Origin of the sequence: Aurantimonas sp. A2-1-M11 (assembly GCF_036549475.1) — a bacterium.
Taxonomy (GTDB): Bacteria; Pseudomonadota; Alphaproteobacteria; order Rhizobiales; family Rhizobiaceae; genus Aurantimonas.
Genome location: NZ_JAZHLI010000029.1, coordinates 24537 through 47262, shown reverse-complemented (window position 1 = coordinate 47262; position 22726 = coordinate 24537). Strand labels below are relative to the sequence as shown.

General features: G+C 69.4%; 17 protein-coding genes and 1 pseudogene. 10 read left to right on the top strand and 8 right to left on the bottom strand.

The window, feature by feature from the left end; all coding sequences use genetic code 11:
• Positions 1 to 70: 70 nt before the first annotated feature.
• From VQ042_RS14285 to VQ042_RS14265, 5 genes and pseudogenes are all read left to right on the top strand, one after another.
• The gene (locus VQ042_RS14285) at positions 71 to 1315 is read left to right on the top strand and encodes an ROK family protein (protein ID WP_331820390.1); all 1245 of its coding nucleotides are present in this window, start codon (positions 71 to 73) and stop codon (positions 1313 to 1315) included.
• Positions 1312 to 2742, top strand: a complete 1431-nt coding sequence (locus VQ042_RS14280) for a di-heme oxidoredictase family protein (RefSeq protein WP_331820388.1) — start codon at positions 1312 to 1314, stop codon at positions 2740 to 2742. The genes VQ042_RS14285 and VQ042_RS14280 overlap by 4 nt, the downstream gene beginning before the upstream one ends.
• Complete coding sequence (locus tag VQ042_RS14275; protein ID WP_331820386.1) at positions 2739 to 4466, top strand: CRTAC1 family protein; 1728 nt, start codon at positions 2739 to 2741, stop codon at positions 4464 to 4466. Before VQ042_RS14280 ends, VQ042_RS14275 begins: the two co-directional genes overlap by 4 nt.
• A 180-nt stretch (positions 4467 to 4646) precedes the next feature.
• Positions 4647 to 6566, top strand: coding sequence for a glucans biosynthesis glucosyltransferase MdoH (gene mdoH, locus VQ042_RS14270; RefSeq protein WP_331820383.1), 1920 nt, complete (start codon positions 4647 to 4649; stop codon positions 6564 to 6566).
• Positions 6567 to 6679: 113 nt separating this feature from the next.
• Positions 6680 to 7327: pseudogene (locus VQ042_RS14265) on the top strand (FkbM family methyltransferase); the annotation flags it as partial.
• 10 nt (positions 7328 to 7337) lie between these two features.
• Here the strand turns inward: VQ042_RS14265 and ribA are convergent.
• Positions 7338 to 8477: a GTP cyclohydrolase II RibA gene (ribA, locus tag VQ042_RS14260; protein WP_331820379.1), complete on the bottom strand. Its 1140-nt coding sequence runs from the start codon at positions 8475 to 8477 to the stop codon at positions 7338 to 7340.
• A gap of 349 nt (positions 8478 to 8826) precedes the next feature.
• Here ribA and VQ042_RS14255 point away from each other — a divergent pair, with 349 nt between their 5' ends.
• From VQ042_RS14255 to VQ042_RS14240, 4 genes are read left to right on the top strand one after another with little or no spacing between them, the layout of a single operon-like run.
• On the top strand, positions 8827 to 9798 hold the full coding sequence (locus VQ042_RS14255) for a zinc-dependent alcohol dehydrogenase (RefSeq protein WP_331820377.1): 972 nt from the start codon (positions 8827 to 8829) through the stop codon (positions 9796 to 9798).
• A 35-nt stretch (positions 9799 to 9833) separates the two neighbouring features.
• Complete coding sequence (locus tag VQ042_RS14250) at positions 9834 to 10232, top strand: 6-pyruvoyl trahydropterin synthase family protein (RefSeq protein WP_331820375.1); 399 nt, start codon at positions 9834 to 9836, stop codon at positions 10230 to 10232.
• Positions 10229 to 11275: a glycosyltransferase family 4 protein gene (locus tag VQ042_RS14245; protein WP_331820373.1), complete on the top strand. Its 1047-nt coding sequence runs from the start codon at positions 10229 to 10231 to the stop codon at positions 11273 to 11275. Before VQ042_RS14250 ends, VQ042_RS14245 begins: the two co-directional genes overlap by 4 nt.
• On the top strand, positions 11272 to 12060 hold the full coding sequence (locus VQ042_RS14240) for a methyltransferase domain-containing protein (protein WP_331820371.1): 789 nt from the start codon (positions 11272 to 11274) through the stop codon (positions 12058 to 12060). The genes VQ042_RS14245 and VQ042_RS14240 overlap by 4 nt, the downstream gene beginning before the upstream one ends.
• 16 nt (positions 12061 to 12076) lie before the next feature.
• On the opposite strand, the gene VQ042_RS14235 is transcribed toward VQ042_RS14240, so the two are convergent.
• The 4 genes from VQ042_RS14235 to VQ042_RS14220 form a co-directional block, all read right to left on the bottom strand.
• The gene (locus VQ042_RS14235; RefSeq protein WP_331820369.1) at positions 12077 to 12619 is read right to left on the bottom strand and encodes a cytochrome b; all 543 of its coding nucleotides are present in this window, start codon (positions 12617 to 12619) and stop codon (positions 12077 to 12079) included.
• A gap of 200 nt (positions 12620 to 12819) precedes the next feature.
• On the bottom strand, positions 12820 to 13785 hold the full coding sequence (locus tag VQ042_RS14230; protein ID WP_331820367.1) for a ribokinase: 966 nt from the start codon (positions 13783 to 13785) through the stop codon (positions 12820 to 12822).
• 84 nt (positions 13786 to 13869) lie between these two features.
• Positions 13870 to 14370, bottom strand: coding sequence for a cupin domain-containing protein (locus tag VQ042_RS14225; protein WP_331820365.1), 501 nt, complete (start codon positions 14368 to 14370; stop codon positions 13870 to 13872).
• Positions 14371 to 14462: 92 nt separating this feature from the next.
• The gene (locus VQ042_RS14220; protein WP_331820363.1) at positions 14463 to 15992 is read right to left on the bottom strand and encodes a fumarate hydratase; all 1530 of its coding nucleotides are present in this window, start codon (positions 15990 to 15992) and stop codon (positions 14463 to 14465) included.
• Positions 15993 to 16170: 178 nt separating this feature from the next.
• Here VQ042_RS14220 and VQ042_RS14215 point away from each other — a divergent pair, with 178 nt between their 5' ends.
• Positions 16171 to 17319, top strand: coding sequence for a CaiB/BaiF CoA transferase family protein (locus VQ042_RS14215; protein WP_331820361.1), 1149 nt, complete (start codon positions 16171 to 16173; stop codon positions 17317 to 17319).
• A 22-nt stretch (positions 17320 to 17341) separates the two neighbouring features.
• On the opposite strand, the gene VQ042_RS14210 is transcribed toward VQ042_RS14215, so the two are convergent.
• The 3 genes from VQ042_RS14210 to VQ042_RS14200 all read right to left on the bottom strand — a co-directional run bounded on the left by VQ042_RS14210 (position 17342) and on the right by VQ042_RS14200 (position 22684).
• Entirely contained in the window at positions 17342 to 20758 is a 3417-nt protein-coding gene (locus VQ042_RS14210) for an efflux RND transporter permease subunit (protein WP_331820359.1), read from the bottom strand.
• Positions 20755 to 21939: an efflux RND transporter periplasmic adaptor subunit gene (locus tag VQ042_RS14205; RefSeq protein WP_331820357.1), complete on the bottom strand. Its 1185-nt coding sequence runs from the start codon at positions 21937 to 21939 to the stop codon at positions 20755 to 20757. Before VQ042_RS14205 ends, VQ042_RS14210 begins: the two co-directional genes overlap by 4 nt.
• 94 nt (positions 21940 to 22033) lie before the next feature.
• Complete coding sequence (locus tag VQ042_RS14200) at positions 22034 to 22684, bottom strand: TetR/AcrR family transcriptional regulator (protein ID WP_331820355.1); 651 nt, start codon at positions 22682 to 22684, stop codon at positions 22034 to 22036.
• Positions 22685 to 22726: the final 42 nt, after the last annotated feature.

Genomic DNA, 22726 nt, shown 5'->3' with positions numbered 1-22726 from the left:
GTGACAGCAATTTCCAGGCGTGTCAACATGACAATAGGGCTATGGCTGTCCGCCGAGGAGGGCGGCCGCCATGGCGGGGGAGGACCAGAGGATCATGCTCGCCAAGACCGATGCCGATGCCGTGCGCGTTCACAATCGCCGCGCGGTGATAGACCATCTCAGACGCACCGGAATCGCCACGCGCAAGGCGATCAGTGCCGCCACGGGACTGTCGGTCTCGGCCGCGTCCGCCATCACCACCGGCATGCTGCGCGCCGATCTCATCGTCGAGATTGACGAGGACGAACGCGCCGCGCGCCGCGGCCGGCCCGGCAAAAGCCTCGGACTGCAGGCAACGGCGGCCACCGTTGCCACCGCCAAGATCGCCGTCGGCGAATTGTCAGTGCGCCTGTGCGACTATCGCGGCGCGACGCTGGGCGCGGCTGCATGCGAACGCGATATCGCCGATCTCGACCAGGACGGGCTGGTGACGCTGCTTGCGGATCTCCTGCATCAGGCGGGGCAGGCGCGCCCCGACGCGCCGCCGGCCCGGCAGATCGTGCTGGCCGTCCAGGGCAAGACCGACAGCAACGCCCGGCGCATCCTGTGGTCGCCGACCCTGAAGGCCCGCGACCTAGACATTGCCGGGCCGCTGTCGGCGCTCACCGGAGCGGCGGTCGACGTCTTCAACGACTGCTCGCTGATGCCCGAAGCGTTCCGCTGGAAGCCCGACTTCGTCGGCCGCGACTTCGCCACGCTGTTCATCGGCTTCGGTGTCGGCATGGGGTTGCGGCTCGGCGGCAGCACCTTCCAGGGCCAGCGCTCCTCCGCGGTGGAGTTCGGCCACATCAACCACATTCCCGGTGGCGCCCTCTGCCGCTGCGGCAATCGCGGTTGCGTGGAGGCCTATGCCGGCGACTACGCGATATGGCGGCGGGCCCATGGCGGGACCGACGAGATTCCGACGCGGCGGATCTCGGACGAGGACATGCACCGTCTGGCGGCGCTCGCCCGCTCCGGCGACGCCGACGCCATGACGGCCTTCGAGGAGGCCGGCACGGCGATCGGCTACAGCCTGGGTCGCATGTTCACGCTGATCGACCCCTTGCCGATCGTGGTCACCGGTGCCGGGGCCCATGCCATGGACCTCCTGGAGCCGACCATCCGCGCCGGCATCGGGGAAAGCGCCATCGACGGCGTGGGGATCGACACACCCTTCTCGCGGGTCGAGGATGTCGATGAACTGGTGTTCGAGGCGGCCGCGGCCAAGGCTCTGGCGGCGGTCGATGGCGAGTTCGCCGGGGCGGGCGGCGCCGAGGCAAGGGAGGCAGCATGATGTCCAGACCGCTGGCATCCGCGTGCATCGGACTGGCGATCGTGATCGCCGCGCCGGTCGTGCCCGCAGTCGCCGAGGAGCCGCCCTGGAGCGAACGCGTCGTCGTCGAGCGGATCGATCCGGCGACGCTGGCCGGGTTGCTGTCCGCCGACGCGCTCGCCGATCTGGTCGAGAAGGGCCGCGCCCTGTTCGAGGCACGCTTCACGATACTCGACGGGGCCGGGCGACCCGGCGCGACCCAGGCGATCGTGCCGACGCGTAGCCGGCGGCCGGCCGAGAACGCCTTCCAGCGCCTGGCCGGGCCCGATGCCAATGCCTGCTCCTCCTGCCACAACGAGCCGGTGGCGGGTGGTGCCGGCGGCTTCGTGGCCAACGCCTTCGTCTCGGAAGGCTTCGAAAGCGCCGAGTTCGACACGCTCGATCCGCAGTTTTCCAACGAGCGCGGCACCAATCATCTCTTCGGCGCCGGCCTGATCGAACTCCTGGCGCGCGAGATGACGGTCGATCTCACGGCGGTACGGGCCGATGCGCTCAGGCAGGCCCGGGCGAGCGGCGGCGAGGTGCGTCGCGCGCTCGTGTCCAAGGGCGTCGATTTCGGCCGCATCACTGCCTTTGCGGACGGGTCGGTGGATTTGAGCGAACTCGACGGCGTCGACGACGATCTGGTGGTGCGGCCGTTCACCCAGAAGGGGGTGATGACCTCGCTGCGCCAGTTCACGGTCAATGCCCTCAACCAGCATCACGGCATGCAGCCCGACGAACGCTGGGGCGTGCGCTGGACCGGCACGGCGGATTTCGACGGCGATGGCCATGGCGACGAGCTCGGCGCCGGCGAGGTCTCGGCCATGGTCGCCTGGCAGGCGACGCTGCCGCCGCCAGGCGAGGTGGTCCCGGATGACACCGCCTGGCAACAGGCGGCCGCAGAGGGGCGCAATGTCTTCGCGGATCTGGGCTGCGGGAGCTGCCATCGGCCATCGCTGCCGCTGGACAGCCTGGCCTTTTCCGATCCTGGCCCGGTCGACATGGCCGGCACCTTGCGCGCCGGCGACGTGGAGAATCCGGCGATCTACGACCTCGCCGCGACCGCATGGGCCAGGGAACTGCCGCGCGATGCCCAGGGCCGGGTGCTGGTGCCGCTGTTCGGCGACCTGAAGCGCCACCGCATCGCCGACACCCGTACCGCCGATCTCGGCAACGAGACGCTGGCCCAGCGCTTCGTCGAGCGCGACGTCTTCATGACCGCCGAACTCTGGGGGCTGGCCGACACGGCGCCCTACGGTCATCGCGGCGACATGACGACGCTGGACGAGGTGATCCGCGCCCATGGCGGCGCGGCGAGCGCCAGCGCTGTGGCCTATCGCGATCTTGCCGAAGCCGAGCGCTCGGCGCTGATCGCCTGGCTCAAGACGCTGAGGATCGCGCCATGATCGCCCGCCGGGATCTCGCCGACACCCGCGCCCTGATCGGCGCCGGGCTCTGCCTGCTGGCTTCGGCGCACCTCGCTTTTGCCGCGGGGCCCGCGGACGTGCCGCTGCCCTTTGCCGGCGACACGCCGCTGTTCCAAGAGGAAGCCAAGGCTGCCGGGATCGTCCACAGCTATGGCGGCCCGTGGGAGTTCTTCGTCGGCGGCGGCGGTGCGGCCTTCGACTGCAATGGCGACCGCTTTCCCGACCTGTTCCTGGCCGGCGGCAAGGGCGAAGCCGGCTTCTACGCCAACCGTTCGCAGGCCGGCGGGTCGCTCGCCTTCGAGAAGCTGGCGCAGGACATCGACCCGAAGGACCTAACCAACGTCACCGGCGCATATCCGCTGGACATCGATCAGGACGGCCACGAGGATCTGGTGGTGCTGCGGGTCGGTGCGAACCTTCTTCTGAAGGGCGGGCCGGACTGTCGCTTCGAGAAGGCGAATTTCGACTGGCAGTTCGATGGCGGCCGCGCCTGGACCACCGCCTTCTCGGCCATCGTCGAGCCGGGCGCGACCTATCCGACGCTCGCCTTCGGCAATTATGTCGACCGCACCGCCCCGGGATCGCCCTGGGGCACCTGCGCCGACAGTGTGCTGGTGCGCCCGCGCGACAGCGGTGACGGCCGGCCGGACTATTCCGAGCCGATGGCGCTGAGCCCCGGCTATTGCGCGCTGTCGATGCTGTTCACCGACTGGAACCGCTCCGGCCAGCCGTCGCTGCGGATCACCAATGACCGACAATATTATCGCGGCGGCGAGGAGCAGCTGTGGCGGGTGGAGCCCGGCCGCGCGCCGCGGCCCTATCGCAAGGCCGATGGCTGGCGGCATCTGACCATCTGGGGCATGGGCATCGCCGAGGGCGACATCGACGGCGACGGCTATCCCGACTACGCCCTGACCTCGATGGGCGACACCAAGCTGCAATTCCTCGACCGGGAATTCGAGGATGCGCCGACCTATCGCGACGAGGCCTTCGAGCGTAGGGCGACCGCGCACCGGCCTTATGCCGGCGACCAGGGCAAGCCCTCGACGGGCTGGCACGCGGGCTTCGCCGATTTCAACAACGACGCGGCGCTGGATCTCTTCATCGCCAAGGGCAATGTCGAGGCGATGCCGGATTTCGCCGCCTACGATCCGGACAACCTGTTGATGGGCGGGTTCGACGGCCGCTTCACCGAGCGCGGCGAGGCGGCCGGGCTGGCCCTGCCCACCAAGGGGCGCGGCGCGCTGATCACCGATTTCAACCTCGACGGGGCCGAGGACATCCTGGTGATCAATCGCGGTGGGCCGGCCAGCCTCTTCCGCAATCTCGGCGGCAAGACCGGTTTCGGCACGCGGCCGCTGGGCAATTTCCTGCAGGTTTCGCTCAGCCAGACGGGCGGCAACCGCGCGGCGCTGGGTGCCAAGCTGTCGGTGAAGATCGGCACCACATCGCTCAACCGGACGATCCAGGTCGGCGGCGGTCACGCCGCGGGCACGTCCGGCTTCGTGCATCTGGGCCTGGGGACGGCCGAGCGGGCGGAGATCCGCGTGCAATGGCCCGACGGCGAATGGAGCCATCCCTACCGGGTCTTCGCCAACAATTTCGTGATGATCGAACGCGACAAGCCGGCGGCGCGGTACTGGTATCTGGATGCGGACCGGCCGGCTTTCGCACCCGCCGCGACCGCGGCGGCCGATCCATAGACGGTCCGGCCGCAGCCGATCGTCTCCGGTGAGGCGATCCGACGCGGTTCCAACATGCAACGGTCATCGAACCGTCGCGTTTTCGGCATTCATGCGGTTGTTCGCGCACGCAGCATTGCGCGAGAATCCGATGCGTCGGTCCGCCGGCCGCGACAATCATCGTCATTCGAGGTGCGAGACGTGCTCCGCATACCCCCAAGTCGCGGCGAAGCCCGCCATGAGGTCTGGCAGGACCGCCCGATTGCCGACGCTGCCGCGCTCCCGCCCATAGTGACGGCCGGCTGGCCGGTGGCCCTGCGTCGCTGGTTCGTCGCCGCACTGAATCTGGTGACGATCTGCGGGCTGGCCGTCGGCGTCTACGTCATCCTGTCCGGCGACGGCATCGATGCCCTCGAGGCGGTGATCCTCGCCGGCTTCGCGCTGGCGACGCCCTGGACCGTGCTGGGCTTCTGGAACGCGGTCATCGGCCTGTGCCTGCTGCACGGCCCGGCCGATCCCGCCGCAAGCGTCTATCCGTTCTTCCACGAGGGGCCGGCAGGGCGCCCCACGCAGCTCGCCAGCCGCACCGCCATCGTCATGACCTTGCGCAACGAGGCACCGGAGCCGAGCTTCGAACGCCTGGAGGCGATGAAGCACAGCCTCGCCAAGACCGGCCTTGCCGACCGTTTCCGCTTCTTCATCCTCAGCGATACCGACGACGCAGCGATCGCCCGGCGCGAGGAGGAGGCCTTTGCCGGCTTTGCGTCCATCTTCGCGCCGGAAGGGGAGCCCGTGTATCGCCGCCGGCGGGACAATACCGGCTTCAAGGCGGGCAACATTGCGGCCTTCCTCGCCGACGAGGGCGCCGCCTACGACTATTTCCTGCCGCTGGATTCCGACAGCGTGATGTCCGGCGACGTCGTCGTGCGCATGGTCGCGGCGATGGAGCGCCATCCGCGGCTCGGCCTGTTGCAGAGCCTCGTGGTCGGCATGCCGGCGAACAGCGGCTTTGCGCGGATCTTCCAGTTCGGCATGCGCCACGGCATGCGCTCCTTCACCATGGGCGCGGCCTGGTGGAACGCCGACTGCGGCTCCTATTGGGGGCACAATGCGGTGATCCGCACCGAGGCATTCCGCGCCTTCTGCCGGCTGCCGGACCTGCCGGGACGCCCACCTCTGGGCGGACCGGTGCTCAGCCACGACCAGCTCGAGGCGGCGTTCATGCGACGCTCGGGCTACGAGGTCCGGGTGATTCCGGTCGAGACCCGGAGCTACGAGACCAACCCTCCGACCCTGCCGGATTTCGCCAAGCGGGACCTGCGCTGGTGCCAGGGCAACATGCAGTACTGGCGGTTCCTGTTCGCGCCCGGCCTGGCACCGCTCAGCCGGTTCCAGGTCCTGCAGGCGATCCTGATGTATCTGGCACCGCCGGCCTGGCTGGCGATGACCATCGCAGCCTGCGCCAAGGCCGTCACCGGCACGTTCGACGCCCGCTATGTCGAACTGGGACTGGGGCTGTTCGTGCTCATCTTCCTTCTCAGCATCTCGCCCAAGATTGCCGGCGCGCTCGACGTGATGCTGACCCGCGGCGCCGTCCGCTCCTATGGCGGACCGCTGCGCTTCGCCGTCTCGACGGTCACCGAAATCTTTGTGTCGATGTTGCTGGCGCCGGTCGCCGCGGTCTATGTGACGATCTTCCTGGCCGGCCTGCCCTTCGGCCGCTCGGTCACCTGGAGTGGCCAGAACCGCGACGTGCTCGGCGTCGGCTGGGGCTCGGCCCTGCGCGCGATGTGGCCGCAGACCCTGTTCGGCAGCGTCATGGCCGTCACGCTGTTTGCCGCCGCGCCGCTGGCGCTGGTCTGGTCGCTGCCCTTCGTGGCGGGCCTGCTGTTGGCCGTTCCCTTCACCGTCATGACGGCGATGCCGGCGCTCGGTCGGTTCCTGTCGCGCGCCGGCCTGTTTGCCGTGCCGGAGGAATCCGCACTGCCGCTGGTCTTGAAAAACCTCGTGCCGGCCACGGCGCGGCGCTGGCGCCGGCCCGCCGCCGGCGAAGCCATCCGCAACGCCTATGCCGCGCCGGTGCCCGTCCGGATCGACGCCGAAATCGGCAGGAGCGGATGACGGGCGCCGGCATGGCGGTGTGGCGTGGCTGGTCCGGGATCGCGCGCAGCCTGGCCGTCTATCATGGCGACGGGGGCCATCTGAGCAGCCTTGGCGACTTCTACCGCGACTTCGTGCGGCCGGGCGATCTGGTGTTCGACATCGGCGCCCATGTCGGCGACCGGACGCGCATCTTCCACCGCCTCGGGGCGCGGGTCGTCGCGGTAGAGCCGCAGCCGCGGCTGGCCGCGCTGTTGTGGCTCGCCTTCGGCTGGCGTCGCCGCATCACCATCGTCGCGGCGGCGGTGAGCGATGCGCCTGGCGAGATCCGGCTGCACGTGAACCATGCCAACCCGACCGTTACCACCGGCTCCGACGCGCTGGTTGCGGCGGCGACCGGCGGGACCGGATGGCAGGATCAGGTCTGGGACGGGGCGGTCATCGTGCCGGCGACGACGCTCGACGCGCTGATCGCCGCCCATGGCCGGCCGGATTTCATCAAGATCGACGTGGAGGGGCTGGAAGACCGGGTGCTGGCCGGGCTCGGCCCGCCCGTCCCGATCCTGTCGTTCGAGTTCACCACGCTGCAGCGGGACGTGGCGCTGGCGGCGCTGGACCGGGCAGCGGCGCTCGGCTACCGCCGGTTCAAGCTGTCGATCGGCGAGAGCCATGCCTGGGAGACACCGGCGGAGGAATCCGCCCCGGCCATGGCCGAGCGTCTTGCGCGGCTGCCCGAGGCGGCCAATTCCGGCGACGTCTACTGCTTCCTCGACCCCGCCTGATCGCTGCGTCTCAGCCGCCGTACAGGCGGTCGACGGCCAGCATATGGCCACCGCGCTCGGCCTTGGTGCGCAGATAGCCGCGGTTCTCGGCGGTCACCGTGCCGGTGACCGGGGTGCGGTCGACCACGTCGATGCCGCAGGCCTTGAGATACGCCACCTTCAGCGGATTGTTTGTCAGAAGGTCGATCCGCTTGATGTTGAGGCCGTCGAGCATGGCGGCGGCGGTCTCGTAGCGGCGCTCGTCCGCTCCGAATCCGAGTTCGGCGTCGGCGTCGATCGTGTCGAGCCCCTCTGCCTGCAAGCCGTAGGCGCGCATCTTTGCCGCGATGCCGGTGCCGCGCCCTTCCTGGTCGAGATAGAGCAGCACCCCGCCGCCGCGCGCCTCCAGCGTCTTCAGGCCGTTGCGAAGCTGGTCGCCGCAATCGCATTTCAGCGAGCCGAAAAGATCGCCGGTGATGCAGGAGGAGTGGACCCGGACCGGAACCGGGAAACTGCGATCGGGCTGGCCGACGACGATGGCGATCTGGTCGCGCTGGGCGAAGCCGCCGCGGAAGACCACGAAGCGTGCCTCGTCGATCCCCTTCAGCGGAACGGCGGTCTCGGCAACAACCTGGAAACGGCGTGCCGTGGCGGCCAGTGCCACGTCGATGTCGCCCACGCCGATCGTGGCGCAGTCGGCAAAGACGGGTTCGTCGGCCGCAACGGTGGCGCAGACGAGGGCCGGCAGCAGCAGCGCCAGCCGGGCAACTCCGACCGCCTCTGCAGCCAGCGGGTTCGCCGGGCGCCAGCCCTGCGGCGGGAGAGCGCCGCGCAGATAGCCGAGATGACAGGCCGCGTCGAGATCCAGGCCGGCGAGCGGCACCATCGCGCCGCCCGGCGCGTCGATCGACAGGACCCTGGCGCGCTGCGGTGTCAGGTACAGATGTAGGCGGTCGCCCAGCGTGCCGGCCAGTTCCTGGAAGGTCGCAGGCGTGGCGGTGTCGAGGGCAAGGGCGATCAGCGCCTCGCCGCGTGTGCCGACGATCCTGACCGGGCGGCCGAACCGCAGTTCCGCCGCAGCCCGCTCGCAGCGGATCGCCGCGTCCGGGCCAAAGGAGGCCAGTGCCAGGCTCGCCGGTTGTGCCGCCGAAGCGTTCGTGTGGATGGTCATCCTTCCCGCCCGTTCTGGCCCCCGTTGCGGACCGCTCGCGTTGCATGGGCCGTTGATCGGCCGCTGGCACCCTATGTCGGGTCGAGGTGAGAAATCCCCACCACCCGACATGAGATAGATCGTCACCCCTCACGAAACGGACGGGCTGTCGCAGCCCGGTTGACCGGACGAGACACGGATTTAGTTCCCCTCGCGACATGCACCAGTCCCGGCGGTCTTCACGCCGCCGTGTCTGGAGTTTCAATCACTTGCCACCGGCACGACGGGGCGATGCCCGAAGGCGGCGTACACAATCGCGGCGCCGCCAACGCGATCTGCCCAGAAAATCGGTCGGGAGGCCGCCACGCCCATGACGACCAAATGTCGCGCTTTCTGGCTGGAGGGGCCGGACCAGCCGGCCCTGCGTTCGCAGGAACTCGGCCCGCTCGCCCCCGGCATGGTGGAGATCGCCAGCCGCTTCGGCGCCATCAGCCGCGGCACCGAGGCGCTGGTGGCGGCCGGACGCGTGCCGGCCAGCGAGCATGAGCGCATGCGTGCGCCCTTCCAGGACGGCGACTTCCCGTTTCCGGTGCAATACGGCTACGCGACGGTCGGGGAGGTCGTCGCCGGTCCGGGCGAACGGCTCGGCGAAACTGTCTTTTGCCTCTATCCGCATCAGGACCGGTTCCAGCTTCCCGCGGGGATGGCAGTGCCGGTTCCGGGCAGCCTGCCGGCAGAGCGTGCGGTGCTGGCGGCGAACATGGAGACGGCGCTCAACGTGGTCTGGGACGCGCGGATCGCGCCGGGCGACCGGGTCGCGGTCGTCGGGAGCGGGCTCGTCGGCCTGCTTGTCGCGTGGCTTGCGGCCGGCATCCCCGGCACCGACACCTGCCTCGTCGATCTCAACCCCGAACGCGCATCGATCGCACGGGCATTGGGCTGCCGCTTCGCCGCTCCTGCCGACATACCCCATGATTGCGACGTGGTGATCCACGCCTCGGCCAGCGCGGCGGGCCTCGCCACGGCGATCGATGCGGCAGGGTTCGAGGCGCGCATCGTCGAGCTGAGCTGGTATGGGGACCGGCCGGTCAGCGTGCCGCTCGGCGGCGCGTTCCACAGCCGCAGGCTGCAGATCGTCGGCTCGCAGGTGGGCCATGTGCCGCCCGAGCGTCGGGCGCGCTGGAGCCTCGGCCGACGCCTGGCCGCCGCGCTGGCGCTGCTGGACGATCCGCGCCTCGATGGTCTGGTGTCCGGGGAGACGCGCTTTACCGATCTGCCCGGGCGCTATGCGGGGATTCTCGCTGATCCGGCGACCCTGTGCCATCGCGTCCGTTACGACTGAATACCCACACGACTGATCCACCGAAAGGACCTGCCATGTTTGCCGTCGAAGTCCGCGACCACATGATGATCGCCCATAGCCTGCCGCGTCCCGTCTTCGGGCCGGCCCAGGGCATGCACGGCGCGACCTTCGTCGTCGATGCGGCCTTCTTTACCGACAGCCTCGATGCCGATGGCCTGGCCATCGACATCGGCCTTGCGACAGAGATTCTCGTCAGCGTCGTCAAGCCGCTGAACTACCAGAACCTCGACACGCTGGAGATCTTCGCCGGCAAGGTCACCACGACGGAATTCCTGGCAAAGCACCTCTTCGATGACATCGCGGCGAAGATCGCCGCCGGCGATCTGGGCCCGGGCGGGGCGCGGGTGAAGCGGCTGAAGGTGCAGCTGCACGAATCCCATGTGGCGCGCGGCTGGTACGAGGCCGATCTTTGATCGGAACGCTGCATTTCGCGATTCCCGGCGACCTGGCCACCCGCAGCGGCGGCTATGGCTACGACCGGCGGGTGATCGCCGAACTCCGCGCGCTCGGCTGGCAGGTTGTGCATCTGCCATTGCCGTGCGGCTTTCCGCGACCGGACGCGGCGGCCCTGGCAGGGGCCGCGCAGGCGCTGGCCGGACTGCCGGACGGCGCTCTGGTGCTGGTCGACGGCCTGGCCTTCGGGGCGATGCCCGACGTCGTCGCGGCCGAGGCCGAACGGCTGGTTTTTGTGGCGCTGGTCCATCACCCTCTGTCGCTGGAAACCGGGCTCGACGCGGCGACGGCGGTGGCGCTGGCCGGGAGCGAGAAGCTGGCGCTCTGCTTTGCACGGCAGATCGTGACGACCAGCCCCGCCACGGCACGGGAGCTGGTGGCGCATTTCGGCGTGGCCGAAGCCCGGTTGTCGGTCGCCGTGCCCGGGACGGAGGCTGCGGCGAAGGCGCCAGGCAGCGGGGAGGTCCCGGTGATCCTTGCGATCGGCTCCCTGATCGCGCGCAAGGAGCACGCGACCCTTGTGGCGGCGCTGGCGAGGATCGAGGATCTTGCCTGGCGGTGCCGGATCGTCGGCGACGACGGGGCCGACCCGGCAATTGCGGCCGCCCTCAGGTCGCGGATCGCCGATCTCGGGCTCGGCGACCGGGTCACGCTGTGCGGCGCCATCGCCGAGACCGGCCCGGAATATGCCGGCGCCGACATCTTTGCGCTTGCCAGCCGCTACGAGGGCTACGGCATGGTGTTTGCGGAGGCGCTGGCCCACGGCCTGCCCGTCGTGGGATGCGCCGGGGGCGCCGTGCCCGACGTGGTACCTTCGGAGGCCGGCACGCTCGTTGCGCCGGGTGACGCCGTGGCGTTTTCCGAGGCTCTGCGCATGATGCTGGCGGATCCGGAGCGGCGCCACACCATGGCGGCCGCGGCCCATTCGGCAGGGCAGGCGCTGCCCTCCTGGCGGCAGACCGCAGACAGTCTTTCCCGAACATTGAAGAAGGCCATGGCATGAGCGGTTTCGATACGACCTGGCTCGACCTGCGCGAGCCCGCCGATGGCGCTGCCCGCGACGCGGCGCTGCTGCAGGGCGCGGTCGCCTGGCTGGCCAGGGCAGGCGAGGCAGCTCTCGCCGTCGATCTCGGCTGCGGTACCGGCTCGACCCTGCGCGCGGTTGCGCCCCATGCGCCGAAGCTTCGCTGGCGGCTGGTCGACAACGATCCCGCGCTGCTGGCCGAGGCAACGCGGCGGCTGTCCGCGGCCAGTGACGTGGAGACGGTTCAGGCGAATCTGACGGATCTGGATGCGCTTGATCTGGCATGGATCCGGCTCGCCACTGCCTCGGCCCTGTTCGATCTCGCCTCGCGCGATTTCGTCGAGGGGCTGGCGGACCGGCTGGTCGCCGAGCAGGCGGGTCTTTATGCGGCGCTCAACTACGACGGCAACGTCGCCTGGAGCGAAGCGCATCCGCTCGATGCGGCGGTGGTGAAGGCATTCAACAGCCACCAGCGCCGGGACAAGGGACTGGGCGCGGCGCTCGGCCCGGACGCAGGGCCGGCGCTCGTCAACGCCTTTGCGGCGCGGGGCTACGACGTGCGCACGGCATCCTCGCCCTGGGCTCTGGACGCGCGCGCGGTGTCGCTGCAGCGCCTCTTCGTCGCGGGCATGGCCGACGCCGTGGCCGAAACTGGCGAGATCACCACACCGGAGCTTGCCGACTGGCAGCGCATGCGGATGGAGAATGTCGAACGCGGCAGCTGCCGCGTCGGCCATCTCGACGTCCTGGCCCTGCCGCGCTGACCGGCCGGGCGGCCGGTCAGATCATGCGATGCAGCGTCGCGTCGCGGCGCAGGATGTGGTGGTGCAGCACGCCGCCCATATGCAGGACGAAGAGGGCCAGAATCGACCAGCCCAGGATTTCATGCACATTCATTAGGATCGGCGCGAGATCCGGCGACTTGCCGAGCGGGCTCCAGACCGTAAAGAGACCAAACCAATCGAGCGGGAAGCCGAAGGCATTGGTGGCCAGGAACCCGATGATCGGCTGGACGATCAGCACGGCGTAGAGAAGGCCATGGACGATGTCCGCCACGCGCTTCTGCCACAGGGGCATCGGCGGGTGGGGCGGCGGCGGATAGAGCAGCCGGAGGCACAGCCGGGCCAGCATCAGCCAGAGGATCATGAAACCGAGCGATTCGTGGAAGAGGTAGAAGCCGGTCTTGGCGTCGTCCTGGACCACCTTGATCACCGCGCCGAGCGGCCAGACCGCGAGGAGGAGCACCGCGACGAGCCAGTGCATCAGGCGCGAGGCGACCGGGTAGGCGAGGGGGTGCGAGCCTATCGTGGCATGATCGGTCATCGTTCGTCGGGCCTCCGCCATGGATGCTGCGATCCTAGGACAGCCGGCCGCAGTTTTGAAATGCCGGACAGTTGCGGCAGATCAGCCGTCGCCAGTCCGGGCCGGGCAAGGCGAAGCTGAACTGCGCAACGTCCGGCGATGGCGGGGTCCGCAGTGTCGCCGGTCTTGGGGCTGACGACGGTAGCGCTCGCTGCCCGGTTCTAGGCGGTCTGCTGCGCCATGGCGCGCTCGACTTCGACGGCGGTCGGCATGGCCGACTGGGCGCCGAGCTTGCGGCAGGCGAGGGAGGCTGCGACCGCGGCGCGTTCGGCCGCCGCGCCGACCTCGCGGCCTTCGGACAGGCCGACCGCGAAGACGCCGACGAAGGTGTCGCCGGCGCCGGTCGTGTCGACGATTTCCACGCTCATCGCCGGAAGGGAGCGCGGCGGCCGGTTGCGGTCGGCAACGATCAGGCCGCGCGAGCCCCGTGTCGCGATGACGGCGAGGTCCAGGCGCTCCGACAGGGTGTGGGCCCGCTCTGCGGCGTTCTCGCTCTCGACGGCGCAGATCGCCGCGGCGGCGCGCAATTCGCTTTCGTTGACCACCAGCACGTCGGCCAGTTCCATCAGCTGCAGCATGGCCGCCTCGTCGAGATCGGGCGGGACCGGCGCCAGATTGACCACCGTGCGGGCGCCGGCCTGGCGTGCGGCAGTTGCCGCGGCGACGCATTCGGCCAGCGGAACCTCCATCTGCAGGACGAGGATGCTCCGGGGGCCGAGCCGGCCGGGGGCGAGCGCGTCGGCCCGTAAGCAGCCATTGGCGCCGCTCGCAACGGTGATGGCGTTCTCGCCCGCCGCGTCGATCGAGATGAAGGCGCAGCCCGTGCGCTCCGGCGCGGTCTGCAGCCCGCTGACGTCGATCGCCTCGGCGCGCAGATTGTCCGCTACTGCGCGGCCGAGGACGTCGTCGCCGATCGCGCCGACCATGGCGACCTTGTCGGCCCCGCCGATCATGCGCGCCGCCGCGACCGCCTGGTTGGCACCCTTGCCGCCGAACAATTGCTCGTAGCGCGGGGCCAGCACCGTCTCACCCGGCCGGGCGATACTCGCCACCCGGCAGACGAGGTCGACATTCAGCGAACCGAAGACCAGGACGGCGGCTGCCGTCGTGTCGTCACTGTCGGCCATCGGTCGCGTCTCCTCTGCGGGGCTGGTCCTGGCCGGAACCCGTTCCTCGTCCGGTCGCGTTTGTCGCCGATCCGGGAAGCCGGCTCAAGACGCATCCTTGTCGGCATCGGGATGGCTGTGGATCGGATCGACCCAATAGACTTCCTCGGGACGCTCGACCGGCTCGACATCGGTGATGTTGACGACCACCGCCTCGTTGTCGGAACGCACCAGCACGCATTCAAGCGGCGCGTCCGGATCGGCGTTGATCTCCTGGTGCGGCACGTAGGGCGGCACGAAGATGAAGTCGCCCGCCTCGGCCTCGGCGACATATTCCAGCCGCTCGCCCCAGCGCATCCGCGCCTTGCCGCGCAGGACGAAGATGACGCTCTCCAGGGCGCCGTGGTGGTGCACGCCGGTCTTGGCATTCGGCTCGATGGTCACCGTGCCGGCCCAGATCTTCTGCGCTCCGACGCGGGCGTGGTTGATCGCGGCCTGCCGGAACATGCCCGGCGTCTGCGCCGTGTTAGAATCCAGCCGGTCGCCCTTGATGACGCGCACGCCGTCATGCTTCCAGCGCCCCTCGTCCGTCGGTGCATCACCCATGGCGGTCTCCCCATCCCTGTCTGCGCGACGTTATCGCCTGATCGGCCCGGGCCGCAATCGTCGCTTGATACGCTGCGTCCCGGCCGGGCGGCTCAAGGCGAGACCGGCGCACCGCCGACACGGATCTGCGGCCGGCGCCAACGGGCCGGGCCGGTCGTGTGGACCGAGGTGCCGGCGGCGTCGACGGCGACGGTCACCGGCATGTCCTCGACGGTGAATTCGCGGATCGCTTCCATGCCGAGATCGTCGAAGGCGAGGAGGCGGGACGAGCGGATGGCCTTCGACACCAGATAGGCCGCGCCGCCGACGGCGATGAGATAGGCGGCGCCGTGGCGGCGGATGCTGTCGATGGCGGCGGGGCCGCGCTCGGCCTTGCCGATCATTACCAGGAGCCCCGTGGCGGCGAGGAGTTGGTCGGTGAACGGATCCATGCGGGTGGCCGTGGTGGGGCCTGCCGGGCCGACGACCTCGTCGCCGACCGGGTCGACCGGGCCGACATAGTAGATCGCCCGTCCCTCCAGATCGACGGGCAGGGGTTCGCCGCGGTCGAGCATGGCCGCCATGCGCTTGTGTGCCGCGTCGCGGCCGGTCAGGAGCCGGCCGGACAGAAGCAGCGTCTCGCCGGCCTTCCAGCCCGCGACCTCTTCGCGGGTCAGGTGGTCGAGGCCGACCCGGCGCGTTTTGCTGGCGCCGCTCAGGGCGATCTGCGGCCACAGGTCGATCGGGGGCGGCGTGAAGGTCGCGGGACCGGAGCCGTCGAGGACGAAGCTCAGATGCCGGTCGGCGGCGCATTGCGGGATCAGCCCGACCGGCTTGGAGGCGGCATGGGTCGGATGGGTCGCGATCTTGACGTCGAGCACGGTGGTCAGGCCGCCGAGGCCCTGGGCACCGATGCCGAGCGCATTCACCGCCTCGTAGATCTCGATCCGCAGTTCCTCCAGCTTCGACGACGGGCCGCGGGCGAGAAGATCGGTCATGTCGATGGGCGCCATCAGCGTTCCCTTGGCCAGCAGCATCGCCTTCTCGGCCGTGCCGCCGACGCCGATGCCGAGGAGGCCGGGCGGGCACCAGCCGGCACCGAGTCCCTCGACGGTCCGCAGCACCCAGTCGACGAGAGAGGCGCCGGGGTCGAGCGCGGCGAACCGCGCCTTGTTCTCCGACCCGCCGCCCTTGGCCGCGACCGTGACCCGCACGCTGTCGCCGGCGACCATTTCCACATGGGTGACGGCGGGGGCGTTGTTGCCGGTGTTGCGGCGCTCGAAGATCGGGTCGGCGACGATCGAGGCGCGCAGCGGATTGGCCGGATCGGTGTAGGCGTCGGCCACAGCCGCGTCGACGAGCTCGGCGATCGGGCGGCGGCTGTCGATGCGCGCCTGCATGCCGATCCTGACGAAGACGTTGACGGTGCCGGTGTCCTGGCACATCGGCCGGCCGCCGATCGCGGCCATGCGCGAATTGACCAGGATCTGCGCCATGGCGTTCTTCGCCGCCGGGCTCTGCTCGCGCGCATGGGCGCTTGCCAGATGGGCGACGAAATCCGGCGGGTGATAGACCGAGATGTATTGCAGTGCGTCGGCGACGGACCGGACGAAGTCCGCCTCGGCAATCGGCGTTCCGCCCATCTTGCGACCCCTTCCGCCGGTTTCTGCGCCCGAGCACCTGCCGCCGGATGCGCAGCGTCGGTCGGGCGCTTATTGCATTTCCGGCCTTACGATGTCACCGCCATCGGGATGGCCGCCTCGGCCGTTACGGTCCCCATGCGAGCGCTCGCCATGCCGCTCAAAACCTGCGGAGAGCCCCATGAACGATGATCTCGCCGGCATTCTCGTCGTCTCTGTCGAGCAGGCCGTCGCCGCGCCCTACGTGTCGGGGCGGCTGGCCGATGCGGGCGCGCGGGTCCTGAAGATCGAGCGGCCGGAGGGCGATTTCGCCCGCGGCTACGACAGCCTCGTCCACGGCGAGAGCGCCTATTTCGTCTGGCTGAACCGCGGCAAGGAATCGGTCCGGATGGATCTGAAGGACCCGGCCGACCGCGAGCGCCTGGCGGTGCTGATCGGCGAGGCCGACGTGTTCATCCAGAACCTCGCACCCGGCGTCATTGCGCGGCTGGGCTTCGACATGGCGGAATTGCGGAAGCGCTTTCCCCGGCTGATCACCTGCGCCATCTCCGGTTATGGCGACGACGGGCCCTTCGCGCATCTGAAAGCCTACGACCTGCTGGTCCAGGCCGAGACCGGCCTGTCCTCGGTGACCGGCAATGCCGAGGGGCCTGCCCGCGTCGGCGTCTCGGTCTGCGACATCGCGGCGGGCATGACGGCGCTGTCGTCGATCATGCAGGCGCTGTTCGTGCGCGAGCGCACCGGCGAGGGGCGGCATATCTCGCTGTCGCTGTTCCACGCGCTGTCGGACTGGATGAACGTGCCGTATCTGCAATATGTCTATGGCGGCAAGACGCCGCCGCGCAACGGGCTCAGCCATCCGACCATTGCGCCCTACGGGGCGTTCGACTGCGCCGACGGGCGCGCGATCCTGTTCTCGATTCAGAACGAGCGCGAATGGGGCAATCTGTGCGCCAAGGCACTCGATTTGCCCGATCTCGCCACCGACGAGCGCTTCTCCTCCAACAATGCGCGGGTTGCCAACCGGCCGGCGCTGGAGGCGATCATTCAGGACGTCTTCTCGCGCTACGCCCGCGACGCCATGGCCGAGCGGCTGGAGGCGGCGAAGATCGCCTATGGCCGGCTGTCGACGATGGAGGACGTCAGGCACCACGCCCAGAACCGCACGGTGACGGTTGAAACCCCCACCGGCCCGGTGACGATGCTGGCGCCGGGCTTCCTGGTCGACGGCAAGCTGCCGCAATTCGGCCGGGTGCCGGCGCTTGGCGAGGACACCGAGCGGGTCCTGGCGGAATTCGGCCTGGCCGGATCGGACGACAAGGCCGGCTGACGCAGCGCGCTGCGGCCGTCGGCTATTCGGCTGCCGGCTGCATCTTGGGCGGCCGCAGCTCGTCGCGGGCGCGCTGGGGAAACTCGGTGACCCGGCGCCAGGACGGCGCATCCTGCTCCTCCTGCGTGGTATCCGTCTCCGCCTGTTTCCCATGAGGCGCCGTGTCGCCAGCGTCCGCACCGCTCTCGTCGCCGGCATTGGGCCGCAGGAGCCAGCGGAACATCCGGCCCACCGTGTGGCTGAGATCATCCATCAGCGTGTAGAGCGAGGGGATGAAGACCAGCGACAGGACGGTGGAGACCAGGAGGCCGCCGATCACCGCGATCGCCATCGGTGCGCGGAACTCGCCGCCTTCGCCGGTTGCCAGGGCGGCCGGGACCATGCCCGCCGCCATCGCCAGCGTCGTCATGATGATCGGCCGTGCGCGCTTGCGCCCGGCGTCGATGATCGCGTCGGTCTGGGCCATGCCGTGCTTTTCCTGCTCGACGGCGAAGTCCACCAGCATGATCGAGTTCTTGGTGACGATGCCCATCAGCATCAGAATGCCGATGACCACGGGCATCGAGATCGCCGTGTTTGTGAGAAGCAGCGCGCCGACGACACCGCCGACGGACAGCGGCAGCGAGGCCAGGATGGTGATCGGCAGGAAGACGCTTCCGAACAACAGGATCAGCACGACGAGGACCATCATGATGCCGGCGCTCATGGCCGAGGCGAAGCCGGCGAAGACCTCGCCCTGGATCTCGGCGTCGCCGACTTCCTGGATGCGCACGCCGGGCGGCAGGTTCTTGACCGCCGGAAGCGTCATGATCCGCTCGCTGCCCTGGCCGATCTCGTAGCCGGGGGCCATCGAGGTGCCGACCTTGACCAGCCGCTCGCGGTCGTAGCGGTCGATGGTGGACGGACCCTGGCCGAAGCCGATGTCGGCCACGCTGTCCAGCGGGACCGAGGCGCCGGTGCCGGTCGTCACGCGCAGATTGCGGATGGTCGACAGGTCCTGCCGGGCGCTTTCGCGCAGTTCCACCCGGATCGGCACCTGGCGGGTGCCGACATTGAACTTGGCCAGATCAGCCGCCTTGTCGAGCCGCGGGACGATGCGGATCTCCGGACGGGCGAAGGAGGCCATGGCCGAGGGATTGGCGAAGATCGGATCGCTCCGCATCTGGGCTTCCAGATCGGCGGCCGCGGCCGCGACCTTTTCGCCGTCGTCGCCGAGAACGCCGACGGACAGTTCGCGCTCGCCCCGATCGTTGACGTAATAGGAGCGGATGTCCGGGATCGCCGCCAGCTTGGCGTCGATGATCGGTTCCAGTTCACCCTGGCTGCGGGTCCGTTCGAACTTGCGCACCAGATTGATGGTCAGGGCGGCGCGGCGCACCTCAAGCGTGCCGGTGGGGCTCGATCCGCCGATGGCGAGAACACTGCGGACCTCGGGCAGTTCGCGGATCGAGGCGACGGCGTCGTCGGTGACGGCGCGGGTGGTCTCGAGGGTCGAGCCGGGGGGCAGTTCCAGCGACACGACGATGCGCGAGGCATCCTCCTTGGGGATGAAGCCGGTCGGCAGGTACTTCACGGCATCGATCGACAGGGCGAACAGGCCGATGCCGACGGCCAGCGTGATCCAGCGCCAGCGCACCGTGACGCGCAGGAAGCGCGTATAGGCACGCATGAGCAGGCCGTCCTTCTGCTCGGTCGGATGCGGCATGCCGAGATAGGCCAGGAGGATGGCAAGCACCACGGCCCCTGCCATGATGGCGAGCGACAGTTCCGTCGCCTGGTCGAGCCTCAGCGCCGGCAACATGGCGGCATAGGGCGCGAGGGCGGAGGCGACCGGGTTGTCCGACCCGGCCATCGGCAGGAAGGCGAGGGCGAAGAGGACGCCGATCGCAAGGCCCGCCAGCGGCGCCAGCAGCATCAGCCTGCGGCGCAGGATGCGACCGAAGCTCGGTCCCCCCACCGCATGGGCATGGAAGAAAAAGGCCGCCAGCATCGGCGTGATCAGGCGCGCGACCAGCAGTGAGAAGAACACCGCCACGGCCACCGTCAGGCCGAACTGCTTGAAATACTGGCCGGCGATGCCGCCCATGAAGCTGACCGGCGAGAACACGGCGATGATCGTCATGGTGATGGCGATGACGGCGAGGCCGATCTCGTCGGCCGCCTCCATCGCCGCTCGATAGGGCTTCTTGCCCATGCCGATGTGGCGCTCGATGTTCTCGATCTCGACGATGGCGTCGTCGACCAGGATGCCGGTCACCAGCGTGATGGCGAGCAGGCTGACGAGATTGAGCGAAAAGCCCATCAGGTCCATCGCCCAGAAGGTGGGGATGGCGGCCAGCGGCAGGGTGATCGCCGCGACGGCCGTCGCGCGCCAGTCGCGCAGGAACAGGAGCACCACGATCACGGCCAGGAGCGCGCCCTCGGCGAGTGTCTCCATGGCGGATTCGAAATTGCCGTAGGTATAGGTGACGCTGTCGTCGATCCTGGAGAAGGTGATCTCCGGATGCGCCGTCGCCAGCTTGGCCACCGCTTCCGCGGCGCGGTCGGCGACGGTGGTGTCGCTCGCCCCCTTGGAGCGGTAGATCGAGAAGGCGACCACCGGCCGGCCGTCGAGCCGGGCGAAGGATCGCGGCTTCTCCCAATTGTCGACGACCTCGCCGAGCTCGGCCAGCCGCACCTGGCGCCCGCCGGGCAGATAGATACGCGTCTCCGCAAGCCCCTGCACCGTATCGGCGGAGGACAGGGTGCGGATCGCCTGCTCCTGCCCGCCGAACTCGCCGCGGCCGCCCGACAGGTCGACATTGGTCGACCGCAGCTGCCGGTTCACGTCGCCGGCAGTCACGCCCAGAGCGGCCAGCCGGTCGGGATCGAGCCGCACTTGGATCTCGCGCTCGACACCACCCATGCGCTCGACCCGGCCGACGCCGTTGAGGCCCTGCAGGGCGCGGATCACGATGTCGTCGACGAACCAGGACAATTGCTCCGGCGTCTTGCCGGGGGCTGCCGCCGCATAGGTGACGATCGACTGGTTCTCGACCTCGATGCGCTGGATGATCGGTTCCTCGATCGTGCGCGGCAGGTCGGAGCGGATCTTGGCGATCGCGTCCTTGACGTCGTTGGTGGCGCGGTCGGTGTCGATCTCCAGCCGGAATTCGGCCGCCGTCACCGAGGATCCGTCGGTGATGGTCGAGGTCACGTGCTTGACGCCGGAGATGCCGGCGATGGCATCCTCGACCTTCTTGGTGACCTGCGTCTCCAGTTCCGACGGCGCCGCGCCGGATTCGGTGATCGTCACCGCGACGACCGGTACGTCGATGTTCGGGAAGCGGGTGATCGGCAGGTTGATGAAGCTGACGATGCCCAGCGACACGAGCACGAAGAAGAGCAGGATCGGCGGGACCGGATTGCGGATCGCCCATGCCGAGAAGTTCCAGTTCATCCCTCGATCTCCGCCGTCCTGAGGGGCACGGGCGTCACCGTGTCGCCGTCGCGCACGAATGTGCCGGCCAGCGCCACGACCGCGTCGCCCGCATCAAGACCCTTCAGGATTTCCGCGTCGCTGCCGGTGGTGATGCCCAGCGTGACCGCGCGGGTCTCGATCATGCCGTCGCGCACGACCTGCACGACCGCCTTGTCGGCGTCGGCGATGATCGCCGTGCGCGGCACGACGATGCCGCTGGAGCGGGCGATCTCGACGACGCCGCGGGCGAAACTGCCGCTGCGCAGGTCCGGCGAGGTGGGCAGCGCCACGCGGATCTGGCCAAGCCGGGTCGTGGCGTCGACCAGAGGCGAGACGAGACGGATGGTGCCGTCGATCGTGTCGCCCCCGCCGGGCAGGGTCACGGTGACCGCCTGGCCTTCGGCGAGGTTGCGAAGCGCCGTCTCGCCGACGTCCGCGTCCAGCTCGATCAGGCCGTCCCGGGCCATCTCGAACAGGCTGCCGCTGGCGGCGGACACGACGCTGCCGAGGCGCGCCGCGCGCGACAGGATCAGCCCGTCGGTCGGCGCCTTGATCTCGGCCTTCGACCTGCGCAGTTCGAGTTCGCGCCGTTCGGCAAAGGTCAGCGCCTTGTCGGCCTCGGCGACGGCGACGCCCTGGCGTGCGCTGGCAAGGGCGGCATCGGCGGACGCGGCAGCCGAGACGCGCTGGTCGAGAACGTCCTGGCCGACGATCCCCTTCTGCGCCAGGGGCCGGGTGCGGGCGAGGGCGGACTGTGCCTCGGTCGCGATCGACTCCGCTTCGAGAATGCGGCTCCTGGCCTGGGCGATCGCCGCCTCGGCGCGCGCCGTCTGGGATTCATTGCGGGCCAGGTCGATCTCGATCATCTCGGTATCGAGACGGGCGAGAACGTCGCCGGCCGAGACGGTATCGCCTTCGTCCGCCAGCAGCGCCTCGATCCGCAGGCCTTCCACGTCGCTGCCGACGACAACCATCTCGCGCGGCCGCAGCGTGCCGGTGACGGTGACGGTCGAGACGATCTCGCGGCGGGTCGCCTCGACCACCGACACGCTCGGTGCCTGTGGCTGCGCGGTGGCGACGGGGGCCTCCTGCCCAATGGCGGTGATCGGCGACATCACGGCTGCGGCGGCCAGGAGGAGGACCAGGGGTCGGAGGAACATGATGGCCTCGATGTCTTGCGGGACAGGCCCGCCTGATGAAACGCCCCGTCGCCGGTCCGCCCGGCTTCGGATTTCGCCTTGCAGCGGCTCGCTGCTAGGGTGTGCCGGGCTGCGGCGGCGCCAGAAGCCCCACCACCATGCGCCGCAGATACGGTTCGATGGATTCGATGTCGAAGTCGTTCTCGATCTGCAGGCGCATCACCAGTCCGTCCCCGACGGACAGGAGAACCGTCAGCGCGACCTCGATATCAACGTCGGCGGCGATCTCGCCCGCATCATGGGACTGCTGCAGCGCCTCGCGGAAGGCCCGGCGCACGTCCATCTCGATCTCGTGGAAGCGCTTGCCGACCGCCGTGTTGCGGATGCTCTCGGAGCAGATCTCGACCATCAGGCCGCCGGTGTCGGGATCCAGCGTCTGGCGCAGATAGTCCATCGCCACCGCGGTGATGCGGTCGAAGATGCTGCCGGGGCCCCCGAGCAGCGCCATGCAATTGGCGGCGTTGCCGCGCTCTTCCTCGGCGATCGCCTCGATGATGGCGTCCTTGGAAGGAAAATAGCGGTAGAGCGCGCCCGGGCTCATCTTCGCCTCGGCGCAGATCTGCTGCATCGACGCGCCATGGAACCCGGCCCGCGCGAAACAGGCGCGCGCGGCGACCAGAACCTGGCAGCGGCGCTGGTCCGGGACCGTCATGGCGGAATTGTCGGACGGAAGCGTATTCAGCGGCACGGGCAGCGAACCGAGCATGAGAGCGAACGATCGTTCTCATAATCCTCGCTGCAATGCCCG